The organism is Pseudomonas syringae pv. tomato str. DC3000 (assembly GCF_000007805.1).
GTDB lineage: Bacteria > Pseudomonadota > Gammaproteobacteria > Pseudomonadales > Pseudomonadaceae > Aquipseudomonas > Aquipseudomonas avellanae.
Genome location: NC_004578.1, coordinates 4,920,045 through 4,945,354, shown reverse-complemented (window position 1 = coordinate 4,945,354; position 25,310 = coordinate 4,920,045). Strand labels below are relative to the sequence as shown.

The following is a 25,310-nucleotide window of genomic DNA, read 5'->3' as shown; positions in this document are numbered from 1 at the left end:
AAAGGTTAGCCAGCGATCAGGGCTTCTCGATCTCTGAAACTTCTATGGGGGCCTCGGCTTTTGCCGTGCGTATTTCCCGGTTCCACTGCAGGATGATCATCACCAGGGTCGGGATACCCAGCAGTGCGGTGATCAGGAAGAAGTTGTGATAGCCGAATTTCTCCACCACCACGCCTGAATAGCCGCCCAGCAGGCGCGGCAACAGCAGCATGATGGAGCTGAGCAGGGCGTATTGAGTGGCGGAAAACTTCAGGTTGGTGAGGCTCGACAGGTAGGCGACGAACGCCGATGTCGCCAGCCCGGAACTGAGGTTGTCCAGTGAGATGGTCAGGATCAGCATCTTCACGTTCGGCCCCATGTCCGCCAGCAACAGGAACAGGATATTGGTGGATGCCGAGGCGAAGCCGCCGATGAACAGGATCGGCATGATGCCGAAGCGCACGATCAGCAGGCCACCGGCACCTGCGCCGAGCAAGGTCATGATCAGGCCGAAGATTTTGCTGACGCTGGCGATCTGATCCTTGGTAAAGCCCTGATCAATGTAGAACACGTTGGCCATCACACCCATCACGGTGTCCGACATTCGATAGGTCGCGATCAGACCCAGCAGCAGCAGGGCCTGCCAGCGATAGCGCATGATGAAATCGTTGATCGGTGTAAGCACCGGTGCCAGCCCGCGACGCCCCATTGACGACAGGCAGGCGAAGGTCAGTAGTGTGTAGAGAATGGCGCGCAGAAAAGCCCGGTCTTCCAGCAACAGGTCCATCCAGCTGGTGTCGTTGAACAGCACGCTGGCGAAGTCGGTGTTGTAAAGCTGGGTAAACATCGCCGGTACTGAAACCAGTAGCACGATCAGCACAAACACCGAGGCCAGTTGGTGAGTGAAGCCATAACGCGCGGCCGACAATTGCGTGCGCAGCGGCACCGGCGGCTCGCGCATGATCAGCGTGGTGACCAGCGCTGGCAGCATCAGCAGGCCGAACAGCACATACGTGCCGGTCCATGCTGCATGCTTGTAGGCAAAACCTGTCGAACCGAAACCTTCTGCGAAGTACAGCGCGCCGGCGGTCGCCAACAGTGCGGCCACCCTATAGCCGGACATGTAACTGGCGGCGAGGGCGGCCTGTTGGGTGTCCTGGGCGATTTCCAGGCGATAGGCGTCGATGGCGATGTCTTGCGTCGCGGAGGCGAAGGCCACCACCACGGCAATTGCGATCAGCCAGGACAGGTGTTTCTGCGGATCGCAGAAACCCATGCCGATGAGGCCAAGGATCACCAGGCTCTGTGCAAGCACCAGCCAGGAGCGGCGACGCCCCAGCTTGCCGAGAAAAGGCAGGCGCCATTGGTCGAGTAATGGCGACCAGACCCATTTGAAGGCGTAGGCAAGGCCGATCAGGCTCGCATAGCCAATGGTCTCGCGAGCCACACCGGCTTCGCGCAGCCACACGGATAATGTCGAGAAGACGAGCATGTAAGGCATGCCCGCAGCGAATCCGAGCAGCAGTAACACTAATGTCGACGGGCTGGCATATGCGGCGAGCGCGGCGCGCCAGGTTTTACGGGGCATGGGCTGGAATCTGCCTCAGGTTACGAAAACAAAGGGCGCACTCTAACCGCTGTGCTATAGGGGACGCCAGCCATGACGCTGCATATCAACCCGATTGTTCAGAATCGTGACGCCCTCGGCACGCAAACGGGCCCGCTGTTCGTCGCCCGACGCGCTGCCCACTGGCAGACTGAGCCGCCCGCCGGCCCCCAGCACGCGGTGCCACGGCAGGGACGATCCTTGTGGTAACTGACTCAAGGTACGGCCCACCCAGCGCGCCGCTTTGCCCAGCCCAGCCAGTTCGGCCAATTGCCCGTAGGCGACCACTTTACCCTCCGGTATTTGCGCCATCGTCAGGTAAAGAGCAGCACGTCGTCTTTCGGCAGGTGACTGCTCGTCAGCGTAAAGAAATGTTAAGTCCGCGTCGCTCACACATTTATCCTGTATAAAACGATATTGATTGTCGTTCGCGGAACTTTGATCGAACGCAACTGTCTGTAACCACCGTGCCCGGTGGTCCATGGATTGAGATTGCCTTGATGTTCTCCTGCAGGATGATGCCCGATTTCCCGCCAAACAGAGCCTAGTTACCGCTTATGTTGTCCAGAACCCTGCTGTGCCTTGCAATTACCGCTGTCTCTACTCCATTGCTTGCCGACACCGTCTGGTTGAAGAACGGCGACCGGCTGACCGGCACAATCAAAGTGTTCGATGGTGGCAAGCTGTTGCTCCAGACCGAGTACGGCGGCGCCATTGCGCTGGACTGGAAACAGGTCAAGACGCTGAAGAGCGACCAGCCGTTGCTGATCAAACAGGACGAGCACACTGGCGAAGTCGCCAAGTCGTTGCAAGCGGCCGACGACGGCAAAGTGGTGCTGGCCAACGGCGAAGCGCCCAAGACCGTCGAGCTGGCAAGCATTCACCAGATCATCAAGCCCAAGCCGGTCATCACCGATCTGGTGTGGAAGGGCAACATTGATGCCGCACTGGACTTCCAGCAGGCAGAGAACGACACCAACGATTACAACGTTGCGTTCAAGACTTCTGCGCGTCATGGCCAATGGCGTCATAACGCCAAAGGCGATTACAACCGCGAGACGACTGACGATGTGGTCGGCACCGACAACTGGAGCGCCGAATACTCGCTGGACCGCTTCCTGACAGAGAAATTCTTCTGGGACGCCCGCGTGACCTACAAGCGCGACAAGATCGAAGATCTGTCTCGTCAGCGCGTCGTCGGTACCGGTCCGGGCTATCAGTTGTGGGATGACGAACTGGGTGCGTTCAAGGTTGGAGCACTGCTTAACCGTACCGACTTCGAGTTTTCCAACGGTCAGAAAGAAAACTTCTATTCTGTTGCAGGCACCTGGGATTACAACCGCTACCTGATTGGCAAGAAGTTCGAGTTCTTCAGCAACGGCGAATTGGGCAAGCCGTTGAGTGGGGTGGCCGATTACTCGATGGATGTCGAGGCGGGCCTGCGTTACAAGGTGACAGACTGGGCCTCGCTTAACGTGAAAGCCGAGAAGAACGTCATCAGCGGCTCGGATAACGGCGATGTCGACAAGACCCGCTATACCGCAGGCTTTGGCGTAAGCTGGTAAGCCAGCGCTGAGCGACGCGCACTGTGCGTCGCTCAGCGTTTGATATCACTAGATTCTCATCGCCCCGTCCAGCTCCAGAATGCGTCCGCTGAAATAATCGTTTTCAAGAATGTAAGCCACCGAATGGGCGATTTCGTCCGGCTTGCCCATGCGCTTGAGCGGGATGGCCGAGGTCATCTTTTCCAGTGCTTCGGGTCTCATGCTGGCGGTCATTTCGGTTTCAATGAAACCAGGCGCTACGCCTGCCACACGGATGCCGTAGCGCGCCAGTTCCCTTGCCCATGTAACCGTCGCCGCCGCGACACCGGCCTTTGCGGCTGAATAATTGGTCTGCCCGATATTGCCTGCGCGGGAAATCGAAGAGATGTTGATGATCGCACCCTGACTCTTCTGCTCGATCATTTTTGCTGCCACTTCGCGTGTGCAGAGGAATACGCCGGTCAGGTTGACGTCGATCACCGCCTGCCATTGCGCAAGGCTCAGCTTGGTCATCTCGCCATCCTTGACCTTGACCAGCAGGCCGTCGCGCAGAATACCGGCATTGTTGATCAGGCCATGAACGGCGCCGAAGTCTTCGGCAATCTTGTTGACTGTATCCACGACCTGTTCTTCATTGGCAACATTGCACAAATAGGCGCGAGCCTTGACCCCGAGGGCGGCACAGGCCACGACAGCCTGGTCGAGCTTTTCCTGGTTGAGGTCCACCAGCGCCAGATTTGCGCCCTTGCCGGCCAGGTACTCGGCCATCGCCCTGCCAAGGCCTTGGCCCCCGCCGGTGATAATGATCAGCTTGTTTTTCAATTCCATGTGCGTGCCCATCTGTTTATTGTTTTTATGGCGTCACCGGCTCAACGCAAGTGCTTATGCCACTGCCAAAGCACGTTATAGGCTGTTTCAGCTCGCTCGTCTTGCGTACAGGCGACACGTTTTTTGCGTCGCCCGGCACCGCCACGAAAGGTTTCACGTCACTTTGAAACACACCGATACACGTTCGTGAAGCCCAGGTTCAGCTGACTTATGCGCATAATTGATTGGTCACCAAAGCGCAGGGAGCTTGAATTAACGACCTTCTGACATCACATACGGTCTACTCGGAAGGCATTCTTCCCTTGAGGAACTCATTTGATGCGTGTTTTTTTGCTGCTGTTTTTATTATTCCCGGTACTTGAGCTGTTTCTGCTGGTTCGTGTCGGGATGTCGATCGGTTTTCTCTGGACCTTCCTGCTGGTCGTCGCGACTTCCATGCTGGGGCTGTTCGTGATGCGTGTGGCCGGGTTTGCCACGGCGCTGCGAGCACGTGAAAGTCTGGCGCGCGGCGAGTTGCCGGCCCAGGAAATGCTCGAAGGCCTGATGGTTGCCGTGGGTGGCGGTCTGCTGCTGTTGCCCGGCTTCATCAGTGACATTCTGGGGGTGATCTGCCTGCTGCCGATTACCCGTCGGCTGTTGATCAGCAAGGTTCGTCGCCGCGCGGAAGATCAGGCCATGCGTCAGCGTGCCTTCGCCGACGATCTACAGACTCAGGCCAATCAGGGACCTGCCAGTCATCGTCCCAACGCGATTCATCAACCGACCCGCGAGCCGGATGTGATCGAAGGCGAGTTCGAACACCGCGACAAGTAACCTGTTCAGCCCCGCAGCGCGGCACCTTCGGGTGCCGCGCTGGTTTTCAGGCGGTGCCTGCCGTGTAAAAAAAATCCTGCTCAAGACTTGTAATCAAATTGCCCGCCCTTATGTATGGGTCACCGCAAGGTTTCTGGCCTGAACGCCAGACCGTATTCTGCGGTTCGCGCGTCGAACCGTAACCGGCAAGTCCGGATCCGTAGCGGCTGGCGCATTCGCCGGACGCTCAAAAAAAACATAATCAGGAGATCGACAATGAAGCTTCGTCCTCTGCATGACCGCGTCGTAATCCGTCGCAGTGAAGAAGAAACGAAAACTGCCGGCGGTATCGTTCTGCCAGGTTCGGCTGCTGAAAAGCCTAACCGCGGCGAGATCGTTGCTGTGGGTACCGGCCGCGTGCTGGACAACGGTGAAGTGCGTGCGCTGGCTGTGAAAGTGGGTGACAAGGTTGTGTTCGGCCCTTATTCCGGCAGCAACACAGTGAAAGTCGATGGCGAAGACCTGCTGGTGATGAGCGAGAACGAGATTCTTGCTGTTGTCGAAGGCTGAGTGCTTCCGCTGATTTCCGTTACTACCAAGTATTCAAGGAATAATGATCATGGCTGCTAAAGAAGTTAAGTTCGGCGATGCTGGCCGTAAAAAAATGCTCGCCGGTGTAAACGTCCTGGCTGACGCAGTAAAAGCGACCCTGGGCCCAAAAGGCCGTAACGTTATCATCGAAAAAAGCTTTGGCGCTCCGCTGATCACCAAAGACGGTGTGTCGGTTGCCAAGGAAATCGAGCTTAAAGACCGTTTCGAAAACATGGGCGCGCAGCTGGTCAAAGACGTTGCCTCCCGTGCCAACGATGATGCGGGTGATGGTACTACTACCGCTACCGTACTGGCTCAGGCCATCGTCAACGAAGGCCTGAAAGCTGTCGCTGCCGGCATGAACCCGATGGACCTCAAGCGCGGCATCGACAAGGCGACCATCGCTATCGTTGCAGAGCTGAAAAAGCTGTCCAAGCCTTGCACCGACACCAAGGCAATTGCCCAGGTCGGCACCATTTCGGCCAACTCTGATCACTCCATCGGCGACATCATTGCCGAAGCCATGGAAAAAGTGACCAAAGACGGCGTTATCACCGTTGAAGAAGGTTCGGGCCTGGAAAACGAGCTGTCTGTTGTAGAAGGCATGCAGTTTGACCGCGGTTACCTGTCCCCGTACTTCATCAACAAGCCGGACACCATGGTCGCCGAGCTCGACAGCCCGCTGCTGTTGCTGGTCGACAAGAAGATCTCCAACATTCGCGAAATGCTGCCGGTTCTGGAAGCAGTCGCCAAGGCTGGCCGTCCTCTGCTGATCGTTGCTGAAGACGTTGAAGGCGAAGCGCTGGCAACTCTGGTTGTCAACAACATGCGCGGTATCGTGAAAGTTGCAGCCGTCAAGGCTCCAGGTTTCGGCGACCGTCGCAAGGCCATGCTGCAGGACATCGCTGTTCTGACTGGCGGTACCGTCATCTCCGAAGAGATCGGTCTGAGCCTGGAAACCACTACCCTGGAACACCTGGGTAATGCCAAGCGCGTCATCCTGAACAAAGAAAACACCACCATCATTGATGGTGCTGGCGTCAAAACCGATATCGACTCGCGTATCTCCCAGATCCGTCAGCAAATCGGCGACACCAGCTCGGACTACGACAAGGAAAAACTGCAGGAGCGTCTGGCCAAGCTGTCTGGCGGCGTTGCAGTGATCAAGGTCGGTGCCGGTTCCGAAGTTGAAATGAAAGAGAAGAAAGCCCGCGTTGAAGACGCCCTGCACGCAACCCGTGCAGCGGTCGAAGAAGGCGTGGTACCTGGCGGTGGCGTAGCACTGGTTCGCTCGCTGCAGGCCATCGAAGGTCTGAAAGGCGACAACGCCGATCAGGACGTCGGTATTGCTCTGCTGCGTCGCGCAGTCGAAGCGCCTCTGCGCCAGATCGTTGCCAACTCCGGTGACGAGCCAAGCGTTGTGGTCGACAAGGTCAAGCAGGGTTCGGGTAACTTCGGTTACAACGCTGCTTCCGGCGAATACGGCGACATGATTGAAATGGGTATCCTCGACCCGGCCAAAGTGACTCGCTCTGCTCTGCAGGCCGCGTCCTCCATCGCCAGCCTGATGATCACCACCGAAGCGATGATCGCTGACGTGGCTGATGAAAAGGCAGCAGGCGGCGGCATGCCGGACATGGGCGGCATGGGTGGTATGGGCGGCATGATGTAAGCCGGCTTTACCCCTAGAGCTACACCCATAAAGAACCCCGCCTTGTGCGGGGTTTTTTTACGACCTGTTTTTGTGCCTGATCAATTAGTGCGTAGAGGGGGGAGCCGCTGTGTTCGCACTATGCTTGGGTTCCGGCCGGTACAGCACAAAGTAATAAACCCCCAGACAGATCAACCAGCAAAACACCGCCGTCCAGATGTTATGGGAAAAGAAGTGTGCGCCTTGCAGCATCCGGCCGGCAGAAAAGATCGATCCCAGACCTAACGCCAGTGCCAGTCCCAATTTAGCCAGACGTGGCCGACGATCACGCAGCATGAAGAACAGCGCAAACAGGGTAAAGCCGGTGGCCGCATGACCACCTGGCCAGCAGCGCCCTGGCTTGTCGGTGGCGGGGCGTGGGCTCAACAGTTCGCTGTAGGTTTCCTGGCCGCCGAACTCTGTCAGGCTCCAGGGGCATTGCACTGAAGTCACCACTTTCACCGGAGTTACGAAGGCGGTTGAAAGCGCCATGGACAGCACCAGGCAACCCAGTTCTCTGCGCCACGGCATCAGCCGCTGTACCTTGAAGGATGCCGCAAAGCCGATCATCGCCAGTACGCCGAACAGCATGACCAATTGTTTGGCGCGGTCGTGGAGGATGTCTTCCAGAAAATAGCTGTGCCTGCCAATGAATTGCCCGCTGACGGGGTCGAAGGCCAGCTTGGCGATATCCATGTCCAGCGAGGTCAGTTCAAGCAGTACAAGGATCAATGCGACGACGGCGGGGATACCCAGGTAAATCCATGGATTTATCGGGCGAGAGTAGGGTGGCGCGACGGTTTTCGACATATCGAATCCAGATCATGAAGGGCGTGTCGCGGTCATTGTGTGCGACGGTTTGTCTCAAAGTGTGTCATGAGCCTTGTTGATAATAGGTGAAAATATCGTCATGCCATTTCGGCGCTGGCCCTGACGCCCACTTCGTCTTAAGCTGCGCCAGCCCAAACTGCATATGAGAGTGCTTTATGCGAATTCTTCTGGTTGAAGACAACCGCGACATCCTGGCGAACATGGCCGATTATCTGGGCATGAAAGGCTATACCGTCGATTGCGCCCAGGATGGCCTCTCCGGACTGCACCTGGCGGCCACCGAGCACTATGACCTGATCGTGCTCGACATCATGTTGCCCGGCATTGACGGCTACACGCTGTGCAAGCGGCTGCGCGAAGACGCCCGTCGCGATACCCCGGTCATCATGCTGACCGCCCGCGACCAACTGGACGACCGCCTGCAGGGCTTCCGCTCCGGTGCCGATGATTACCTGCTCAAGCCGTTCGCCCTGTCTGAACTGGCCGCGCGGATCGAAGCGGTGCTGCGTCGTGCCCAGGGCGGGGGACGGCGTACGTTACAGGTAGCCGATCTGGTGTATGACCTCGATACCCTTGAAGTGACGCGCGAAGGTCGCATGCTCAAGCTCAACCCGGTCGGCCTGAAACTGCTGGCCGTGCTGATGCAGAAGAGCCCGCATGTGCTGCGCCGCGAAATACTGGAAGAAGCCCTGTGGGGCGACGATTGCCCGGACAGCGACAGCCTGCGCAGCCATGTGCACCAGTTGCGTCAGGTGATCGACAAACCGTTTGGCAAACCGCTGTTGCAGACCGTGCACGGTGTGGGCTATCGCTTGGCCGAGGGCCGGGATGGAGTTTAAACAGAGTCTTGCCCAACGGATCATCATTGCCTTTGCATTGATGAGTGCACTGGTCGCCGGATCGTTTGCCATCGGGATTATTTCAACGGTCCACCTGGTCGAAGAAAAGCTGATTTCTGCAGGCCTGGGCGGTGATCTCAATCGCCTGATGCTGATGGACAGCGTCAGCGACTGGAGCCACCGGCCCAAGCCTGACCAGTTGTTCTACTTCAGTAATGGCCCCGGCGATTTCGATCTGCCCAAGGACCTGCGTCACCTTGAGCCTGGTTTTCATGAGGTCTTTCGCGGGCCGCTCTCCTATCACGCCATGATCGAGGTAGTAGACGGTCGGCATTACGCCCTGCTGCAGGATCAGAGTGACTTCGAAGAGCGCGAGCGAGTCCTGTTCGCCGTCGTGCTGGTCGGCTTTGTGCTGGCGCTGGCACTGGCGGTGTTTCTCGGTTGGGTGCTGGCGCGTCGGGTGATGGCCCCTGTGGTCCGTCTGGCCAGGCAGGTCAGGCACCGTGACCAGTTGCTGGGGCTCGCACCGCCTCTGGCACCGGATTATGCCGCTGACGAGGTCGGTGAGCTGGCGGTGGCATTCGACGCGACGCTGGGTCGGCTGAGGCAGGCACTGATTCGTGAGCGCATGTTCACCAGTGACGTGAGCCATGAGTTGCGCACCCCATTGATGGTATTGGCCAGCTCCTGCGAGCTGTTGTTGGAAAACCCTGCGCTCGATCTGCGCGGGCGACGTCAGGTCGAGCGTATCGGCCGCGCGTGTGAAGAGATGCGTGACCTGGTGCAGACCTTCCTCATGCTTGCCCGTACCCAGCGCGAAGATCCGGCAATGACGCCCAAGGCCACGCTGGTCGGCGTAGCGGAACAGTTGATTTCCCAGTGGCGTGATCCGATCGAAGGCAAGGGGCTGGTGCTGACTTACACGCCGCCTGCGGATGACCAGTTATCCGAAACCCGCTACAACGCAACGTTTCTGCATGCCGTCATGGGCAACTTGCTGCGCAACGCTTTGCACTACACGGATCACGGTTTCATCACGCTCACGCTGCAAGCCGAAAGCTTCACCGTGGAGGACAGTGGTGTCGGCATTCCCGAAGAAAAACGCGAAGCCATGTTCGAGCCGTTTGTGCGCGGCAACGAACAGCGTGGGGAAGGGCTGGGCCTTGGTCTGTCGCTGGTTCAGCGCATCTGCACCAATCAGGGCTGGAGAGTGGACCTCACCCCGATGGAGCCACATGGCTGTCGGTTTGAAGTCACATTGAACGCGGTCAAGCCCTGACGTTCACATCGAACAGGCACGCCTTACTGTGTGACTTTAAATCGACAGCACTTCGTCGATTGGGCACACAGCGTGCCTAACTCTCTGTAAAATCTCGAAACATTTGAAGTGCCAAGGTAACAAAATTTTCACATTGAGATGACCTGACAGTGACGGCGCTGCCTCTATTTTGGCCCGCATCAACGTCAGGAGCTGCTCTTATGAGCGATCGCATCGAACTCGAATTTTCCCGCAAGTACGACAAGTCACATGCCCGTCAGTACCTTGAAAAACACCAGGACGGCATTTGGCGCAAGTTGTCGCATCATCGCGATGAGCAACTGGCGAGAAAAGCTCTGCACATGGCGGGTGATCCCGGGCTGGTGCTGGACCTGCCTTGCGGTGCTGGCCGCTTCTGGCCGCTGCTGGCCGAGAAACCCAACCGCTCGATCATCGGCGCGGACAACTCCGCCGACATGCTCAGCACCGCCTGTGCATCTCAACCGGCAGAAGTTGTGAAAAGGGTACAACCCTTGCAGACATCTGCGTTTGATATCGATTTGCCGGACAACGCAGTAGACAGCATCTTTTGCATGCGCCTGCTGCACCATGTTGGGCAGTCGAGCGACCGAATGGCTCTATTGCGTGAGTTCCAGCGCGTCACGCGCGACAGTGTGATTGTTTCGCTGTGGGTTGATGGCAACTTCAAGGCATGGCGGCGCGAGCGTCTGGAGAAAAAACGTCAGCAGAAAAATGGGCAGGAAAGTTACCAGAATCGGTTTGTGTTACCGGTTGCTACCGCAGAAACAGAATTTGAGCAGGCGGGATTTCGCATTCAGAATCGAATGGACTTCTTGCCGATGTACGCCATGTGGCGAGTTTATGTCTTACGTAAAAGGTAACGAGATGGGTTTGCAGTCCTTGAAAGAGCCAGTCGAGAACTCGGTGCAGGATGAGTTCAGCCATTTTTGGAGTCAGCACGGCGAGTGGGTTGAAGAGCCTAACGTACGCCGAGGCGGCGAGAGTGGCGTGCAGCGGCTGGTCATGGACAATGGGCAGACCCTCTATGCCAAGCGTCAGACGGGCCATATCTACCGCAGCCTGCTGCACCCGCTCGGGCGGCCGACAGTGTTGCGCGAGCGTGAGGCGCTGGAAGGTCTGCGCAAGCTTGGCGTGGTGGTGCCTGAGGTGGTTTTCTGCGGTGCCGAGCGCGGTGAGGACAATGCCTGGCGGGCGCTGTTGGTGACGGTTGCGCTGGACGGTTTCGACGAAATCGAAAAGTGGCTCGCCGCCGGAGGGCGGGAGCGCCATGGCGAACTCTTCTACGAGCGAATGCTCAAGGAAGTGGCCAGTACCCTGGCGCGTATGCACCTTGGCCGCTGGCAACACAGCTGCCTGTACATCAAACACGTTTTTGTACGCGTGACGGGTGATGGCCCGGACGCAAAGGTCGAGGTTGCTCTGCTTGACCTGGAAAAAGGCCGTCGCCGCCTCACGGCACAGGGCGCGGCTCAGCATGACATGAAACAGTTGAGACGCCATTCGTCATTCAGTGCTGCAGACTGGCAGAAGTTGGTCTACTTTTATCAGACGGCGTTTGGCAGCTCTATCAAAGGTTTAGAGTCATGAAACTAGAAATGGCACGAGGTCTTTTCATCTTCGCTGCGCTTGCGATAGCGACTGTCACAGTGGCAGCGCTCGAGCAACCGGCTACCCGGATACTCACCGCGCAGCATGGCGAAGGTAACTGCCCGCTGCCTCGGGCGGTGAAGAGCCTGGCCACGGCACAGCCTGATCATGACCTTTTGCTGCTTATGTACAGCCTGGCGCAAGGCACCGGGGTCAGGAACTGATTCCTTTCTGCCTTGCCAGCCAGGTCAGACCAAATGAAGATGGTTGTCCCACAACCCTGCGGGCAGGTCCAGCGGCCTGGCCAGCAGTTCCTCTTTGCGGCAATCGTAGAAGCGGCAGCGCCCCTGACCTGACGTCACGACAAACCCGTCGACCACTGCACCAACGCCTGCGCAGTCCGGCAACGGTGCATCCAGTTTCAGTGCGCCGCTGTCCATATCCCATATGAAGAACCGGTTGCCTCGCGGCGCTGTCAGTGCGATCAGTCGCAGATCGCTGTGCACGGCAACGCTGGCGGTGTAGTGCCCCATTGCGCGCAATTGCTCCTGTGCCACCGGAAACGCTTGAAATGGCTGGCCTGGACGTTTGATCGCCAGTAACTCGGCGACTTCGTGGCTATCGCCCATAAACTGCTGACTCGCGACGATGGTGCCATCGCTGGCAATGCCCATGTGGCGCACGCTGTTCATCTGTTGCGAGAGTGTTTCCTTGCTCAGCAGAGTGCCATCGCGTTGCATGATCACCAGGCTGGGCTGCATGGCATTCAGGTTCATTTCCACGCGGCTTTCCGCTTCGGTGCGAATGCCGCCGTTGGCAACGACGAGTGTCTCGCCATCCGGCATCCAGGAGACCTGATGCGGACCGATGCCGTGCGTGGATACCTCTGCCGAGTGCACCAGCCGCTCATCGACGAACCGATAAACGCCCAGCAATCCGCGACCTGGGTCGCGAGTGTCGTTTTCAGTTGCATACAGCCATTCGCCGTCACGATGAATCACCGCATGGCCGTAAAAGTGCCTGTCCGGCTGCGAAACAATGGTTTGTAGCAAGCTACCGTCGCGCAGGTCGATCAGATAGCTCTCAGTGCCTGGACGACGTGCGATGAACACGGCAAGCGGCAGGCTGGGGTGATTGATGATGTCATGGCAGCGTTGGCCCACCTGAGTGGCAAACACCTGCGTCCCGTCGAGCCGGAAACCCACCGCATAGTGCTTGCCTTCGCCATCGTCGCGCGCAGATAGCAGCAGAGGGCCGGTGTCTTTCTGTCTGAACAGGGTCCATCCACCCAATGTGCAGGCACTGAGCAACAGACTGCCGAGGGCCATCGCTTGGCGTCGCAACATCGTTCGCACCTCTCGATCAATCACCGTCGTTGGCGTTGAAACCCAACTGAATGCCCAGTGCCTTGGCCAGCTCGCCTTCATGAAGGCGATGCACCGCATTCAGGCTGTCATAGAACGCATTGAGCTGCTCGCGTCCTGCGTCGGTGGCCAACAGGTCAACCAGAGGCGGTTTGAGTTCCGACAGCAGTTTGCGGCTGGTAGCGTAGGCCGCATCGATTTTGTCGGCCAGCGGTTTCTGTTCAGCGGGTAGCAAGCTGCGCAAGCCTTTGTTGTCGACACCGGTCCAGACCGTCTGGGCGCTGATCAGACTGGCTTCCAGGCTGCTGAGCGATGACTTGCTGCGCCATGCATCAGCCTGAAATGGCTGCGGCTGCCCTTTGCTTTGACGGCCCAGTGGCGTGCCCAGTTTTTTCTTCAGGCTGTCGAGCGCTGTCACTTGAACCCGCAGCAGTTCGGCGATGGCTTCGTGCGAGTCGGCGTAACGCTGGTTGGGGAATTTGCTCAGTTGCGCAAGCATTCCGTCGGTGCTGTTCCAACTGCTCAGAATTTCTTCGGCAAGCAACTTCTGCCGTTCGCCGATGGCCATCAGCAGCGGGCAGTAGCGCGCTTTCTGCTCAGCGTTGGCCATGTCGATTTCGGCGTCGAACAGAATGTATTCGTAGGCGGACAAGCCTTGAACCACGACGCTGGCCTTGGCCAGTTCCTGGGCATTGATCTGCGGCTGTGTCGTCACCAGTTGCTCGACCTGACGGCCGACCAGGTTCTTCTTGTCCGGCCAGAACTGCACTTGCCAGGCGCGATTGCCTTCAGCCAGCGGGCCGATCAACAGCGGTTGTAACTCTGCCCAGGTCTTTTGTGCCTTAAGGAAGTCGGCACGTGCAGTCGCCAGGTCGGTCTTGCCCTGGCAAAACGCAAGTGCGCTGGTTGCCAGTTGACGATCAGCATCGACCCAACGGCTGTAGGTCGGCAGGATCACCTGCTTGGCAATGGCCGCAGACGTGACCGCCTGAGGATCGGACGGTGAGCAGGCACCCAATGCAAGCGCCGCGAGGCTGGTCAGCAACAACTTGGGTCGGAACATGTCCGGCTCCTTATTTTTTGAAAAGATGGTTTTGAACGAGAAGACTTTGCAATGAGAGCATCATAACGAATTCAGAAACGCCAACAGCGCTTCACGCTGTTCGGCGTCAAATGCCAATACTCGTCGTTGTGCTGCCTGGGCTTCGCCACCGTGCCACAGTATCGCCTCAAGCATGTTGCGCGCGCGACCGTCATGCAGCAGTTGGGTATGCCCGCTTACCGTTTCGGTCAGGCCCAACCCCCACAGCGGCGGCGTGCGCCACTCGCGGCCGGTGGCCTGGAACTCGGTACGGTTATCGGCCAGCCCTTCGCCCATGTCGTGCAGCAACAGGTCGCTGTAGGGGCGAATGTCCTGGTTGGCCAGTTCGGGTTGCGCAGCGTCGCTCCGGGTTTTGAACGATGGCGTGTGGCACTGTTGGCAACCCGCCTCGAAAAACAGATTCTTGCCGGCCAGCACCTGCGGATCAGCTACCTTTCGGCGAGCCGGAACGCCCAGGTTTCGGGTGTAAAACTCGACCAGACGCAGGATGTTGTCACTGACCTCTGGTTCGCCGTCCGGGCCATTGCCGTTGGGCGCTACCAGGCAATCGGTCTGCGCCGGTGTGCAGTCATCGACGCGGCGCAGGCTTGTGGTCAGGCCCATGTCGCCGGAAAAGGCGTGCACGTTCTGCTGGTTGAGGTTGGGCTGTCCGGCTTTCCAGCCGAACCTGCCCATGACGACTTTTTGCTGCACATCGTCCCAGACCCAGTTGGGGCGGCCCGAGATGCCATCGGCGTTCTTGTCATCGGGATCGGCGTTGGCGAGGATGGCGTCATCCGCAATGGCTTCGAGCAACCCAAGACCGATCATTGGCGGGGCAATGCGCGCCGAGATATGTGTTTCGGGGTGCATCGGGCCGTAGCCCAATTGGGTGATCCTCAGCGTTGGCTGACGCAATTCGACGGCAGTGCCGTCGCGGAAATTGACCGTCAACGCGTCGTACTCGACCCGCACCTTGCCTTCCGGTGCAACGCCGGGATTCGACATGTCCTGCAACTGCCCGCCATAGGTCGGCTCGGGCAACACCCCATTACGCCGGATCAGGTCTGCGTAGGCCGGGTCATCAGGAATCGACAGCCTGACCAGCATCGACACCGCATTACTATCGCCAGCCTCCGGCGGATGACCGCGACCGTCCTTGATGTGGCAGTTCTGACAGGCATTGGTGTTGAACAGCGGCCCGAGCCCATCGCGGGCCGTGGTGGTCGACGGCGCAATCACCCACGGGCTGCGAAAGAAACTGTTGCCGACACTGAAATCCAGCCGACGCACCGGCGACAGATTGGCCGAGGGCATTGAGAACGCGTTCTGATCGCTCTTCCTGACCGTCGCGCTGCCGCCAGACAAGGCTTCGCCCGGCTCGGCATGAGTGAAGCGCGGGGCGTCATCGCACGCGCTCAAGACCAGCGTCGTGAGCAGAGCAAGGGACAGGCGGAACCGCGTACTCATACACATCCTGCAACGAGGCGCAAATCGGGGCGTGCAAGCTTATCAGCCTCTTGCGGTTTGAATAAGAGGGATTATCGTTTGCTGTGCCTGAGGTAATGCGTTGTTACGAATTCACGGCCTCAGTGATCTGCATGATCTTTCTGTCGGGGCAAGAGGCGCAAAAGCGATTTTAGGAAAGGCCCTACGCAGCTTGCTGAAATATCGCAGGCCAAGCCTCAAATCCACACCGGTCAGGCATAAAAAATGCCGGTCAGCGAACTGACCGGCATTCATTGTTACAGCGCAAACAGGTTCTATCAGAACTCGTGATCAGCGTTGTCCGGGTTCAGGTCGGTGATGCCGAGCTTGCCAGCGGCCTGCTCGATAGCGCCGGTCTGTTTGACCAGTGCAGCGATGGCGTCACGTACCACTTGATTGCCGGCAGTGTTACCTGCGCCGATCAACTGGTCAAAGTGCTCACCCTTGTTGGCGTGATCGACAATGGCCTGCAACTTGGCCTGGGTGTCGTCCAGATCGGCGCGCAGTGTGGCGTCGGTGGCCGGGTCTACTTTGGCGACCAGGGACGAGAGGCTTGGGCCGCTGACTTTGCTGCCGTCAGTGCGGGTGTATTCGCCCAGGTAAACGTTGCGGATGCCTTTGCCGTTGTAAAAGTGCGAGTTGTGCGTGTTGTCGCTGAAGCAGTCGTGCTCGTCTTCGCTGGAGTTGGCTTCCAGTGCGACTTTCATGCGCTCGCCTGCCAGTTCACCCAGCGACAGGCTGCCCATGCCGAAGAGCATCTTGCGCAGGCCGCTTTCGCCGGACTCGGCTTCCAGGGTTGCACGGTAGTTATCTGCCACACCGGCTTTCCAGTTGCCGGCCATTTCTTCCAGGTCGCTGACCAGCAGGTCCGTGACGGCCTTGAGGTAGGTGCGGCGGCGATCGTTGTGGCCGCCAGTTGCGCCGGCACCTTCGAGGTAGTCGCTGGCCGGACGAGCGCCGGCGCCAGGGCCGGTGCCATTCAGGTCCTGGCCCCAGAGCAGGAATTCGATGGCGTGGTAGCCGGTGGCAACGTTGGCTTCCGAACCGCCCAGTTCGTTCAGGCTGGCGAGTTTCTCGGAGGTGATTTCCTTGACGTCGACCTTGTCTTCACCCACCTGAATCTCGGTGTTGGCGATGATGTTGGCGGTAGCGCCCGGATTGCCCAGCGCGTGCTGGTAGTCCTTGGCTACATAGTCGATCAGGCCTTCGTCCAGGGGCCAGGCGTTAACCTGTCCTTCCCAGTCGTCGATGATGGTGTTGCCGAAGCGGAAGACTTCGCTCTGCATGTAAGGCACGCGCGCAGCGACCCACGCATCACGAGCAGCTTTCAGGGTTTCGTCATTGGGCTTGGCCAGAAACGCGTCGACGGCAGTGCTCAGTTTTTTCGCAGCGCCTTGGGCATCGTCGAATACCGCCGACACCATGTTGGCGTAGTTGGCGACGACAGCCTTGGCAGCCGCGTCGTCGGTCTGGGCAGCAGCGGCCGGGGCCGGAGCGGGTGCCGCAGGCGCCGCAGCAGGAGCGGCCGGGGCAGCAGCAGGTGCTGGCGCGGCAGCCTTGTCCTTGCCTTCGCCGCAACCGGCGAGAGAGATAGCGATGGCCAACAGACTAGCGGTTGCCAGAGGCATACGAATCATGACGGAATCCTGCATCAATAAAGGTGATGGCGGTGTGCGCCCATAAAATCTGCGACATGATGCGAAAGATTTGCATTCGATGTAAAGGCAAAACGCCTTTGTCGTCGCGATCAGGCATCCAGCAGGTGTAACAGTCGGTTTCAAGACGGCTTGAAAGACGAGCCCCGCCGGGTGTTCAGAGACTCGCCGTGTTGCTTTGTCGGACTTGCTTCAGATACGTCAGCAGTTCCCGGCCCGGCAGCGGCTTGCTGTACAGATAGCCCTGGCCTTCATGGCAGCCCTCGGCCACAACGTAGGCTTCCTGCTCGACCGTTTCCACGCCCTCGGCAATGACTTGCATGCCCAGGCTTTTACCCAACTGGATGATTGCCCGCACAATGGTGGCGTCATCGTCGTCGTCAATCAGGTCCTGAACGAAGCTCTTGTCGATCTTGATCTTGTCCAGCGGCAGGCTTTTCAGGTAGCTCAGCGAGGAATAGCCGGTGCCGAAATCATCGATGGCGATCAATGCGCCGGAGCGCCGCAGGCTCAGCAGGTGTTGGGCGGCGGTATTAATGTCTTCCATAAGGCCGGTTTCGGTCACTTCCAGTTCCAGGCTGCGGGGCGGCAGGCGATAGATCTGTAGCAGGTTGTTCACCACGCGCGGCAGCTCTGCATGGTGCAGTTGCACTGTCGACAGGTTGACCGCCATGCGCAAGTCGGTGAAGCCCTGATCGAGCCATTCCCGCAACTGGCGACAGGCCTGATCAAGCACCCATTCGCCGATGGCAATGATGCTGCCGTTTTGCTCGGCCAGCGGGATGAACACGTCTGGCGGCACCAGGCCATGCTCTGGATGCTGCCAGCGTATCAATGCCTCAACGCCCACCACGTGATGATCGCGGTAACTGATTTGCGGCTGATAGACCAGGTACAACTGATTGCGCGGCAGGGCTTCGCGCAGGTCTTTTTCAAGCTCACGGCGGCGGCGCATTTCGCTGTCGACGCTGGCGATGTAGAACTGATACCGGTTGCGCGAGCGGGCTTTGGCCAGCGTCATGGTCTGTTCGGCTTTCTGCAGCAGCTTTTCAGTGCTATCGCCGTCTTCGGGGAACAGGGTGATACCGATGGTCGCGCGCAGACGGATCTGCTGATCGCCCACAGAAAACGGGGCTTCAAGCTCGTCGAGGATTTTCTGCGCCAGTTCGGCCGCCTCATACGGCTGCTCGATGCTGGCCTGCACCAATGCAAACTGATCACCACCCAATCGCGCCAGGGCACCGAGGCGCCCGCTGTGAGCGCGCAGCCGGTCTGCCAGTGCAAGCAGCAGTTGGTCGCCAGCCTGGTAGCTGAACTGCTCGTTGATGCCCTTGAAGTCGTCCAGGCCCACGCAAAGAATCGCGACCCTGTGTTGCTGACGTCCGGCGTTCTCCAGAATCCTGTCCAGCCCGGTCTGCAATTGCAGCCGGTTGGGCAGGCCGGTCAGAAAGTCGTACTGCGCCATGCGCTGTAGATTATTTTCGGCTTCGTGGCGCAGGTATGTGTGGCGTTCGATAGAGGCCAGCAGCTGATTGGCGGTGTTGACCCAGATGCCCAGTTCGTTTTTCTCATGGCCCTTGAGCAGCGGCAACTGGTGTTCGCTGGGGCGGTCCGGATTGATCGCAATAAGGTGTTCGATGATTTTTGACAGCGGCTTGGTCAACAGCCAGTGATAGACCAGGTACAGCACCAGCCCCATCGCCAGTGCGCGCAGCACGCCGGCAATGAAAATGATGCCGGCGTTGACCAGAAAACCTTCGCCGTAGTTGGCGGTGTCCAGCGTGATGCGCAGGTCGCCGTAATACTCGCTGTAAGGGCTGCGGCCCACCAGTTGAGTGGTGAAGCTGCGCTCCTGGCCAAGGATGAGATCGGTCAGCCAGCGGCTGGAAGAGGCCTTCAGCGGGCGGTCTTTTTCGGCAAGCAGGGTTTCATTGGGGTGCCCGATCGAGGCCATGCGCACGGCATCGTCCTGAAACAGACCTTCGATGACCTGCATGCCCATCTCGCGGTCCAGGCTGTAGACGGCCTGGGTCGAGGGGTCGCGGAACATGCCGAGAATGCGTTCGGCATCGGTTTCCACGGCATGACGGGTCTTGTACGCGTCGAAGACGATTTGCGCACAGCTCAGCACAACGCCTACCAGAAGCGCTGATAGCAGTACGACGCGCAGCAACTTTACCGACAGGCTGTTCTTGAGTTCCAGCTTCAATGGCCGTTCCTTAGTTCGTGTCGCAGGGCGTATAGCCTCATGACCCTGGAAAAACCGGATGCGCCTTTCATGACCGAGTCAGAACTGGCACACCAGGCTGATCTTTGCGTTCCTTGCACCCACCGGGCCGAGCCACTCAGGCATGTCGGGTGGCTATGCACGTAACTTGAGCAGAACACTGTAAAGAATTTACATCGTTATATGAGCCAGCTAGCGTTTTCTGACAATACACAATGTACGAGCGGCAGGCGAAAACATTTGTCATTCGCGTGGTTGGCCACTCGATGTTCGTCGCTGTTCAGGGTTCGGAAATTGCCCGGCGGCGTGCTTGAAAGGCAGGCATAAAAAAACCCGGCGCAAGGCCGGGTTTTTCAGTGATGCTCGACTCAGGCCGCGTATTGCTTGGCCACGAAGTCCCAGTTCACCAGGTTCCAGAACGCTTCTACGTACTTCGGACGCAGGTTGCGGTAGTCGATGTAGTAGGCGTGTTCCCAGACATCGCAGGTCAGCAACGGCGTGTCGCCGCTGGTCAGCGGGTTGCCGGCACCAATGGTGCTGGCCAGTGCCAGGGAGCCGTCGGCTTTCTTCACCAGCCAGCCCCAGCCGGAGCCGAAGGTGCCGATGGAGGTCTTGCTGAACTCTTCCTTGAACTTGTCGAAGGAACCGAATGCAGTGTTGATCGCCTCGGCCAGAGCGCCGGTAGGCTCGCCGCCAGCGTTAGGCGCCAGGCAGTTCCAGTAGAACGTGTGGTTCCAGACCTGAGCGGCGTTGTTGAAGATACCGCCCGAAGAAGTCTTGATGATCTCTTCCAGGGTCTTGCCTTCGAACTCGGTGCCGGGCACCAGGTTGTTCAGGTTCACGACGTAGGTGTTGTGGTGCTTGTCGTGGTGATATTCCAGAGTCTCCGCAGAAATGTGCGGCACCAGAGCGTCTTTGGCGTAGGGCAGTGGTGGCAATTCAAAAGCCATGGTTTATCTCCTTTCAGGTCAATTGCGGTAATCGCACGGCCGATCACGGGCGGCCAGATACAGCATGCACCGGGAGTTTTACTCTTTTGCGGCGCAGACCCCGGATCATAGCACCGGGTCTGCGCCTTAACCACGCAACAACTGTGTGGGATAGAGGTTCCAGCGCAATTGCCCCGACGGTCATGAAACCTTTCAGGCTGAACGGATCAACTGGAACGCTACGCTGAACATCATTACAGCGATCATTACGTCAAGCATGCGCCATGTAGCAGGGCGTGCCAGCCAGGGGGCGAGCCATGCCGCGCCGATGGCGAGGGCCGAGAACCATAACAGCGAAGCGCTGGCGGCACCTGCGACATAGGCACCCGGCACGCTCTGTTGCGCCCCGAGCGAGCCGATCAGCAGCACGGTGTCCAGATAGACATGCGGGTTGAGCAGGGTAACGGCCAGCGCACTGAGCAGCACGGTACGACGTGACCGTGTGCCCGCCGCTGCGCTGTGCTCCAGACTTTGCCGCGAGCAGGCGCGCCGCAATGCCTGCAGGCCGTACCAGGTCAGGAAAATCACGCCGCCCCAGCGCGCCACCGCCAGCAAGGTGGGGTTGTGTGCCAGCACATTGGCCAGGCCGAAAACACCAGCCGCCACCAGAATGGCGTCGCAGACAACGCACAGCATCGCGACGGGCACGTGATGTTCACGGCGCAGCCCCTGAGCCAGCACGAAAGCATTTTGAGTACCGATAGCCATGATCAGGCCTGCCGCGATCAGCAGGCCGTTGAAGTAGCTTTGCCACATAAAGACGTTTCCATTGAGCAGATTCAGGTGGCGATTTTCCTGCGTTGAGCGCTATAAGGAAAACCAATAATCATCATCGCTCATTAGGAAAACTGATGTTCGACTACAAGCTGTTATCGGCACTGGCGGCTGTGATCGAGCAGGCTGGGTTCGAGCGCGCGGCTCAGGTGCTCGGGCTGTCCCAGTCAGCCATCTCGCAGCGCATCAAATTGCTCGAGGCCCGCATTGGTCAGCCGGTACTGGTGCGCGCCACGCCGCCTGTTCCGACCGACATCGGCAGGCGTCTGCTCAACCATGTGCAGCAGGTGCGTTTGCTGGAGCGTGACCTGCAAAGTCAGGTGCCGGCGCTTGATGAAGAGGGGCTGCCCGAGCGTCTGCGGATCGCCTTGAATGCCGACAGCCTGGCAACCTGGTGGGCACCGGCCATCGGCGACTTCTGTACCCGGCACCGTCTGCTGCTGGATCTGGTGGTCGAAGATCAGGACGTCGGGCTCAAGCGCATGCGTGCCGGTGAAGTGGCGGCCTGCCTGTGTGGCAGCGAGCGGCCGGTGGCCGGGGCGCGTAGCCAGTTGCTGGGCGCCATGCGCTATCGTGCGGTGGCCAGTCCGGCATTTATCGAGCGGCATTTTCCGGACGGCGTGAGCCCCGAGAAACTGGTCAGGTGCGCAGCGCTGGTGTACGGGCCGGACGATTTTCTCCAGCACCGCTATCTGGCGTCGCTTGGGGTTCAGGAGGGTTTCGAGCATCATCTGTGCCCGTCGTCCGAAGGTTTCATCCGCATGATCGAAGCCGGAATGGGCTGGGGGCTGGTGCCCGAGCTGCAAGTGCGCGGGCAACTGGGCAGCGGCGCCCTGCGCGAGCTGCTGGCCGATCGCTGCATCGATGTGCCGCTCTACTGGCATCATTGGCGCAACGGCGGCCAATTGCTGACGCAACTGACCGAACAGCTCGCGCAACACTCGGCCCGCTGGCTGGTGCCGTTGAGTGAAGAGTGATCGTCAACGATCATATGTAATCAATGCGGCAGGTTTTTCTCCTGTCAGCAGACGCGTTAACGGAGCGGTAAATGAAGATTCTGGTCACCGGCGCAAGCGGCTTCATCGGCGGACGCTTTGCGCGTTTCGCCCTGGAGCAGGGCATGAGCGTGCGGATCAATGGCCGTCGTGCCGAGGGTGTCGAGCATCTGGTCAGGCGCGGTGCCGAATTCATTCAGGGCGACCTCGCAGACCCTTATCTGGTTCGGGCGTTATGCGATGACGTGGAGGCCGTGGTGCATTGCGCAGGCTCGGTCGGGGTATGGGGGCGTCGCCAGGATTTCATGCAGGGCAACGTGCAGCTCACGGAAAACATCGTCGAGGGCTGCCTGAAACAAAGAGTACGCAGGCTGGTCCATCTTTCGTCACCCTCGATCTATTTTGATGGCCGCTCGCACTTGGGCATCAAGGAAGAGCAGGTGCCCAAGCGCTTTCATAATCACTATGCGGCCACCAAGTACCTGGCCGAACAGAAGGTGTTCGGTGCCGAGGAGTTCGGGCTTGAGGTGATTGCCCTGCGGCCGCGTTTCGTGACCGGGGCAGGTGATAACAGTATTTTCCCGCGGCTGTTGCACATGCAGCGCAAAAAGCGCCTGTCCATCGTCGGCAACGGCCTGAATGTGGTGGATTTCACCAGCATGCAGAATCTCAACGAAGCACTGTTGAGCAGTTTGCTGGCAACCGGTTCGGCCTTGGGCAAGGCCTACAACATCAGCAACGTCACGCCGGTCCCGTTGTGGGACGCCATCAATTATGTGATGCGGCAGATGCACTTGCCGCAGGTCACCCGTTATCGTTCCTACGGGCTGGCCTACAGCGCGGCGGCGATCAACGAAGGTGCCTGTATGCTGTGGCCGGGCCGACCTGAACCTACCCTGTCACGATTGGGCATGCAGGTCATGAACAAGGACTTCACGCTTGATATCAGCCGTGCCAGGCATTATCTGGATTATCAGCCGCAGGTCAGCCTGTGGACGGCGCTGGATGAGTTCTGTGGCTGGTGGCAGGCACAGCACGCAATCTGAATACGGTAGTGGCACAGTGAGATTGATCAGGCGCTGTTGTTATACTGCCCACTTTGGTCTTACAGCTTCCAGAAGGGTTATTCATGCGTAACGATCCGTACGATGACGTCGATGACGTCGATGACGTCGATGACGTCCCAAGCCTGAGTGCCAAGGACGACGATGACGACTTCGCGCCGAGCAATGGTGCACGTGAGCGCACTACTGTCTATTCGCGCACCACACCTGTGGTCAAGGTCAAGGGGCCGAGTACCGGGCCGTTGTGGGCGTTGGTTGGCGCATTGTTTATTGCCTTCTGCGGTCTGGGCTGGTGGAGCTTTCAGCAGGTCTCGCTGATGGAGCAGCAACTGGTCGCCACGCAAGAAAGCTTTGCGCGCATCAGTGAAGACGCGGCGGGGCGCTTGCAGGATATCTCCGGCAAGGTGGTCGCCAACGAATCCCTGTCCAGTGATGGCGAGGCGCTCAAGCAACGTATAAAGCTGCTCGAAGCGCAACTGGAAGACCAGGATAAACAACGCGAAGGCTTTGAAGGCCAGCAGGGCAGCCTCGACAAGCGCCTGGAGCAAATGGCCGCGCAGACCGCCCAGCAACAGAGTGAAAATGCGCAATTGCAGGAGCAGCTCAAAAGCGTCGTCGCTGACCTGGCCACGCTGAAAGCCGCATTGCCCGATGTGAAAAGCGCACAGGCCGATCAGGGCAAACTGGATGCGCAGATCAAAAGCGTGGCAGCCGATGTCGCGACGCTGAAAAAGCAGGGTAACCCGTCGGCCGCCGTCGAGCGCCTGGAGCAGGATTTGATGGTGCTCAAAAGCGAGCAGGAAAACCGTCCTGCGCCGTCGGCAGGTGGCAACACCGCCGAGTTCGATGCGTTTCGTGCTCAGGTAACGCGCAACATCAATACCCTCACCAGCCAGATTCAGAACCTGTCGCAGCAGCTCAACGCACGCCGTTAAAGCTGGCCGCCGCGCCCGTGGCGGTACTACAGCGGACAGAAAAAAACCCTGATGCTCGCGCGTCAGGGTTTTTTTCGTTGCAGCGGCGTATTACAAACGTGGGTAGTCGATGTAGCCGACCGGCCCTTTGCCATAGAACGTTTCCGGGTGCGCTTCGTTGAGCGGCGCATCGCTGGCCAGACGCTCAGGCAGGTCCGGGTTGGCGATGTACGGCACACCAAACGCGAACGCATCGGCCTTGCCTTCAGCCAGCCAGGCGTTGGCGCTGTCCTTGGTGAATTTCTCGTTGGCGATGTAAACGCCGCCGAAATCCTTCTTCAACTGTGGGCCGAGGCTGTCTTCAGCATCACGCTCACGGGCGCAGATGAACGCGATACCGCGCTTGCCGAGTTCTTTGGCAACGTAGCTGAAGGTTTCAGCGCGGTTTTCATCACTCATGTTGTGCATGTCGAAACGAGGGGAGAGGTGCACGCCTACACGGCCAGCGCCCCAGACATCAATCACAGCGTCGGTCACTTCCAGCAGCAGGCGGGCACGATTTTCCAACGACCCACCGTACTGGTCTGTGCGCTGGTTGGAGCCGGTCAGCAGGAACTGTTCAAGCAGGTAGCCGTTTGCGCCGTGAACTTCCACGCCGTCAAAGCCTGCTGCCTTGGCGTTTTCTGCACCGACCCGATAGGCCTCGACGATGTCACCGATTTCAGCCAGTTCCAGCGCACGTGGCGTTGGCAGCGGGGTGATCGGACGCATCAGGCTGACATGGCCTTGGGCAGCAATGGCACTCGGCGCGACCGGCGTCTCGCCGTTCAGGTATGAAGGGTGGGAAATACGGCCCACGTGCCACAACTGCAGCACGATGCGCCCCCCAGCGTTATGCACGGCCTGGGTGATATTGCTCCAGCCACGCACCTGATCGTTGGACCAGATGCCGGGTGTATCCGGGTAACCCACACCCATCGGCGTGACCGACGTGGCTTCAGTCAGGATCAGGCCTGCAGAAGCACGCTGCACGTAATACTCGGACATCAATGCATTGGGCACGCGGCCTTCGTCTGCGCGGCAACGGGTCAGCGGGGCCAGGATAATGCGGTTGGGCAGTTGCAGATCGCCAAGGGTGATCGGGTCAAAGATAGTCGTCATGTGTCGAATCC

Annotated in this window: 24 protein-coding genes; 12 read left to right on the top strand and 12 right to left on the bottom strand. The window is 58.9% G+C overall.

Going from position 1 to position 25,310, the window contains the following annotated elements; translation table 11 throughout:
• Positions 1–16: 16 nt before the first annotated feature.
• Together PSPTO_RS22705 and PSPTO_RS22700 are read right to left on the bottom strand one after the other, a co-directional pair.
• Positions 17–1,567, bottom strand: a complete 1,551-nt coding sequence (locus PSPTO_RS22705; RefSeq protein WP_005768580.1) for an AmpG family muropeptide MFS transporter — start codon at positions 1,565–1,567, stop codon at positions 17–19.
• Between the two features lie 54 nt (positions 1,568–1,621).
• Positions 1,622–1,978, bottom strand: coding sequence for an MGMT family protein (locus PSPTO_RS22700; protein ID WP_005768582.1), 357 nt, complete (start codon positions 1,976–1,978; stop codon positions 1,622–1,624).
• Positions 1,979–2,142: 164 nt separating this feature from the next.
• On the opposite strand from PSPTO_RS22700, the gene PSPTO_RS22695 reads away from it, so the two are divergent.
• Positions 2,143–3,150, top strand: a complete 1,008-nt coding sequence (locus PSPTO_RS22695) for a DUF481 domain-containing protein (protein ID WP_005620274.1) — start codon at positions 2,143–2,145, stop codon at positions 3,148–3,150.
• A 48-nt stretch (positions 3,151–3,198) separates the two neighbouring features.
• Here PSPTO_RS22695 and PSPTO_RS22690 read toward each other — a convergent pair whose 3' ends face one another.
• Entirely contained in the window at positions 3,199–3,957 is a 759-nt protein-coding gene (locus tag PSPTO_RS22690) for an SDR family oxidoreductase (protein WP_011104991.1), read from the bottom strand.
• A gap of 318 nt (positions 3,958–4,275) precedes the next feature.
• On the opposite strand from PSPTO_RS22690, the gene PSPTO_RS22685 reads away from it, so the two are divergent.
• From PSPTO_RS22685 to groL, 3 genes are all read left to right on the top strand, one after another.
• Entirely contained in the window at positions 4,276–4,770 is a 495-nt protein-coding gene (locus tag PSPTO_RS22685; protein ID WP_005768585.1) for an FxsA family protein, read from the top strand.
• Positions 4,771–5,025: 255 nt separating this feature from the next.
• Entirely contained in the window at positions 5,026–5,319 is a 294-nt protein-coding gene (locus tag PSPTO_RS22680) for a co-chaperone GroES (RefSeq protein WP_003304675.1), read from the top strand.
• A gap of 49 nt (positions 5,320–5,368) precedes the next feature.
• Positions 5,369–7,012, top strand: coding sequence for a chaperonin GroEL (gene groL / locus PSPTO_RS22675; protein ID WP_007246228.1), 1,644 nt, complete (start codon positions 5,369–5,371; stop codon positions 7,010–7,012).
• A gap of 84 nt (positions 7,013–7,096) precedes the next feature.
• Here groL and PSPTO_RS22670 read toward each other — a convergent pair whose 3' ends face one another.
• Positions 7,097–7,840 carry a phosphatase PAP2 family protein gene (locus PSPTO_RS22670; RefSeq protein ID WP_005768589.1) on the bottom strand — a complete coding sequence of 248 codons (744 nt, stop codon included), beginning with the start codon at positions 7,838–7,840 and terminating at the stop codon, positions 7,097–7,099.
• 176 nt (positions 7,841–8,016) lie between these two features.
• Between PSPTO_RS22670 and colR the strand changes: the two genes are divergently transcribed.
• The 5 genes from colR (at position 8,017) to PSPTO_RS22645 (ending at position 11,811) form a co-directional block, all read left to right on the top strand.
• Positions 8,017–8,700 (top strand): two-component system response regulator ColR, encoded by a 684-nt coding sequence (gene colR, locus PSPTO_RS22665; protein ID WP_002555020.1) that lies wholly within the window; start codon positions 8,017–8,019, stop codon positions 8,698–8,700.
• Entirely contained in the window at positions 8,690–9,979 is a 1,290-nt protein-coding gene (locus PSPTO_RS22660; RefSeq protein ID WP_003380966.1) for a sensor histidine kinase, read from the top strand. The genes colR and PSPTO_RS22660 overlap by 11 nt, the downstream gene beginning before the upstream one ends.
• A gap of 200 nt (positions 9,980–10,179) precedes the next feature.
• Positions 10,180–10,860: a class I SAM-dependent methyltransferase gene (locus PSPTO_RS22655; protein ID WP_005739535.1), complete on the top strand. Its 681-nt coding sequence runs from the start codon at positions 10,180–10,182 to the stop codon at positions 10,858–10,860.
• Between the two features lie 4 nt (positions 10,861–10,864).
• Positions 10,865–11,587, top strand: coding sequence for a lipopolysaccharide kinase InaA family protein (locus PSPTO_RS22650; protein WP_011104989.1), 723 nt, complete (start codon positions 10,865–10,867; stop codon positions 11,585–11,587).
• Complete coding sequence (locus PSPTO_RS22645; RefSeq protein ID WP_005768596.1) at positions 11,584–11,811, top strand: hypothetical protein; 228 nt, start codon at positions 11,584–11,586, stop codon at positions 11,809–11,811. Before PSPTO_RS22650 ends, PSPTO_RS22645 begins: the two co-directional genes overlap by 4 nt.
• A 24-nt stretch (positions 11,812–11,835) precedes the next feature.
• On the opposite strand, the gene PSPTO_RS22640 is transcribed toward PSPTO_RS22645, so the two are convergent.
• The 7 genes from PSPTO_RS22640 to PSPTO_RS22610 form a co-directional block, all read right to left on the bottom strand.
• Positions 11,836–12,933 (bottom strand): DUF1513 domain-containing protein, encoded by a 1,098-nt coding sequence (locus PSPTO_RS22640; RefSeq protein ID WP_011104988.1) that lies wholly within the window; start codon positions 12,931–12,933, stop codon positions 11,836–11,838.
• A gap of 16 nt (positions 12,934–12,949) precedes the next feature.
• Entirely contained in the window at positions 12,950–14,014 is a 1,065-nt protein-coding gene (locus PSPTO_RS22635) for an imelysin family protein (protein WP_011104987.1), read from the bottom strand.
• Between the two features lie 60 nt (positions 14,015–14,074).
• Positions 14,075–15,502, bottom strand: a complete 1,428-nt coding sequence (locus PSPTO_RS22630) for a di-heme oxidoredictase family protein (RefSeq protein WP_011104986.1) — start codon at positions 15,500–15,502, stop codon at positions 14,075–14,077.
• A 296-nt stretch (positions 15,503–15,798) separates the two neighbouring features.
• On the bottom strand, positions 15,799–17,157 hold the full coding sequence (locus PSPTO_RS22625) for an imelysin family protein (RefSeq protein ID WP_007246223.1): 1,359 nt from the start codon (positions 17,155–17,157) through the stop codon (positions 15,799–15,801).
• A 175-nt stretch (positions 17,158–17,332) separates the two neighbouring features.
• Positions 17,333–19,384, bottom strand: coding sequence for a putative bifunctional diguanylate cyclase/phosphodiesterase (locus PSPTO_RS22620; RefSeq protein ID WP_011104985.1), 2,052 nt, complete (start codon positions 19,382–19,384; stop codon positions 17,333–17,335).
• Positions 19,385–19,770: 386 nt separating this feature from the next.
• Positions 19,771–20,352 carry a superoxide dismutase [Fe] gene (gene sodB / locus PSPTO_RS22615; RefSeq protein ID WP_003380941.1) on the bottom strand — a complete coding sequence of 194 codons (582 nt, stop codon included), beginning with the start codon at positions 20,350–20,352 and terminating at the stop codon, positions 19,771–19,773.
• 192 nt (positions 20,353–20,544) lie between these two features.
• Positions 20,545–21,147, bottom strand: coding sequence for a LysE/ArgO family amino acid transporter (locus PSPTO_RS22610; RefSeq protein ID WP_005768608.1), 603 nt, complete (start codon positions 21,145–21,147; stop codon positions 20,545–20,547).
• 95 nt (positions 21,148–21,242) lie between these two features.
• Here PSPTO_RS22610 and PSPTO_RS22605 point away from each other — a divergent pair, with 95 nt between their 5' ends.
• From PSPTO_RS22605 to PSPTO_RS22595, 3 genes are all read left to right on the top strand, one after another.
• A complete protein-coding gene (locus PSPTO_RS22605) occupies positions 21,243–22,142 on the top strand; it encodes a LysR family transcriptional regulator ArgP (protein WP_011104983.1) in 900 nt (299 codons plus the stop codon).
• A gap of 71 nt (positions 22,143–22,213) precedes the next feature.
• Positions 22,214–23,206 (top strand): NAD-dependent epimerase/dehydratase family protein, encoded by a 993-nt coding sequence (locus PSPTO_RS22600; RefSeq protein WP_046463422.1) that lies wholly within the window; start codon positions 22,214–22,216, stop codon positions 23,204–23,206.
• An 83-nt stretch (positions 23,207–23,289) separates the two neighbouring features.
• A complete protein-coding gene (locus PSPTO_RS22595) occupies positions 23,290–24,159 on the top strand; it encodes an ATPase (protein WP_011104981.1) in 870 nt (289 codons plus the stop codon).
• A gap of 90 nt (positions 24,160–24,249) precedes the next feature.
• Here PSPTO_RS22595 and PSPTO_RS22590 read toward each other — a convergent pair whose 3' ends face one another.
• Entirely contained in the window at positions 24,250–25,299 is a 1,050-nt protein-coding gene (locus tag PSPTO_RS22590) for an alkene reductase (protein ID WP_011104980.1), read from the bottom strand.
• Positions 25,300–25,310 lie beyond the last annotated feature (11 nt).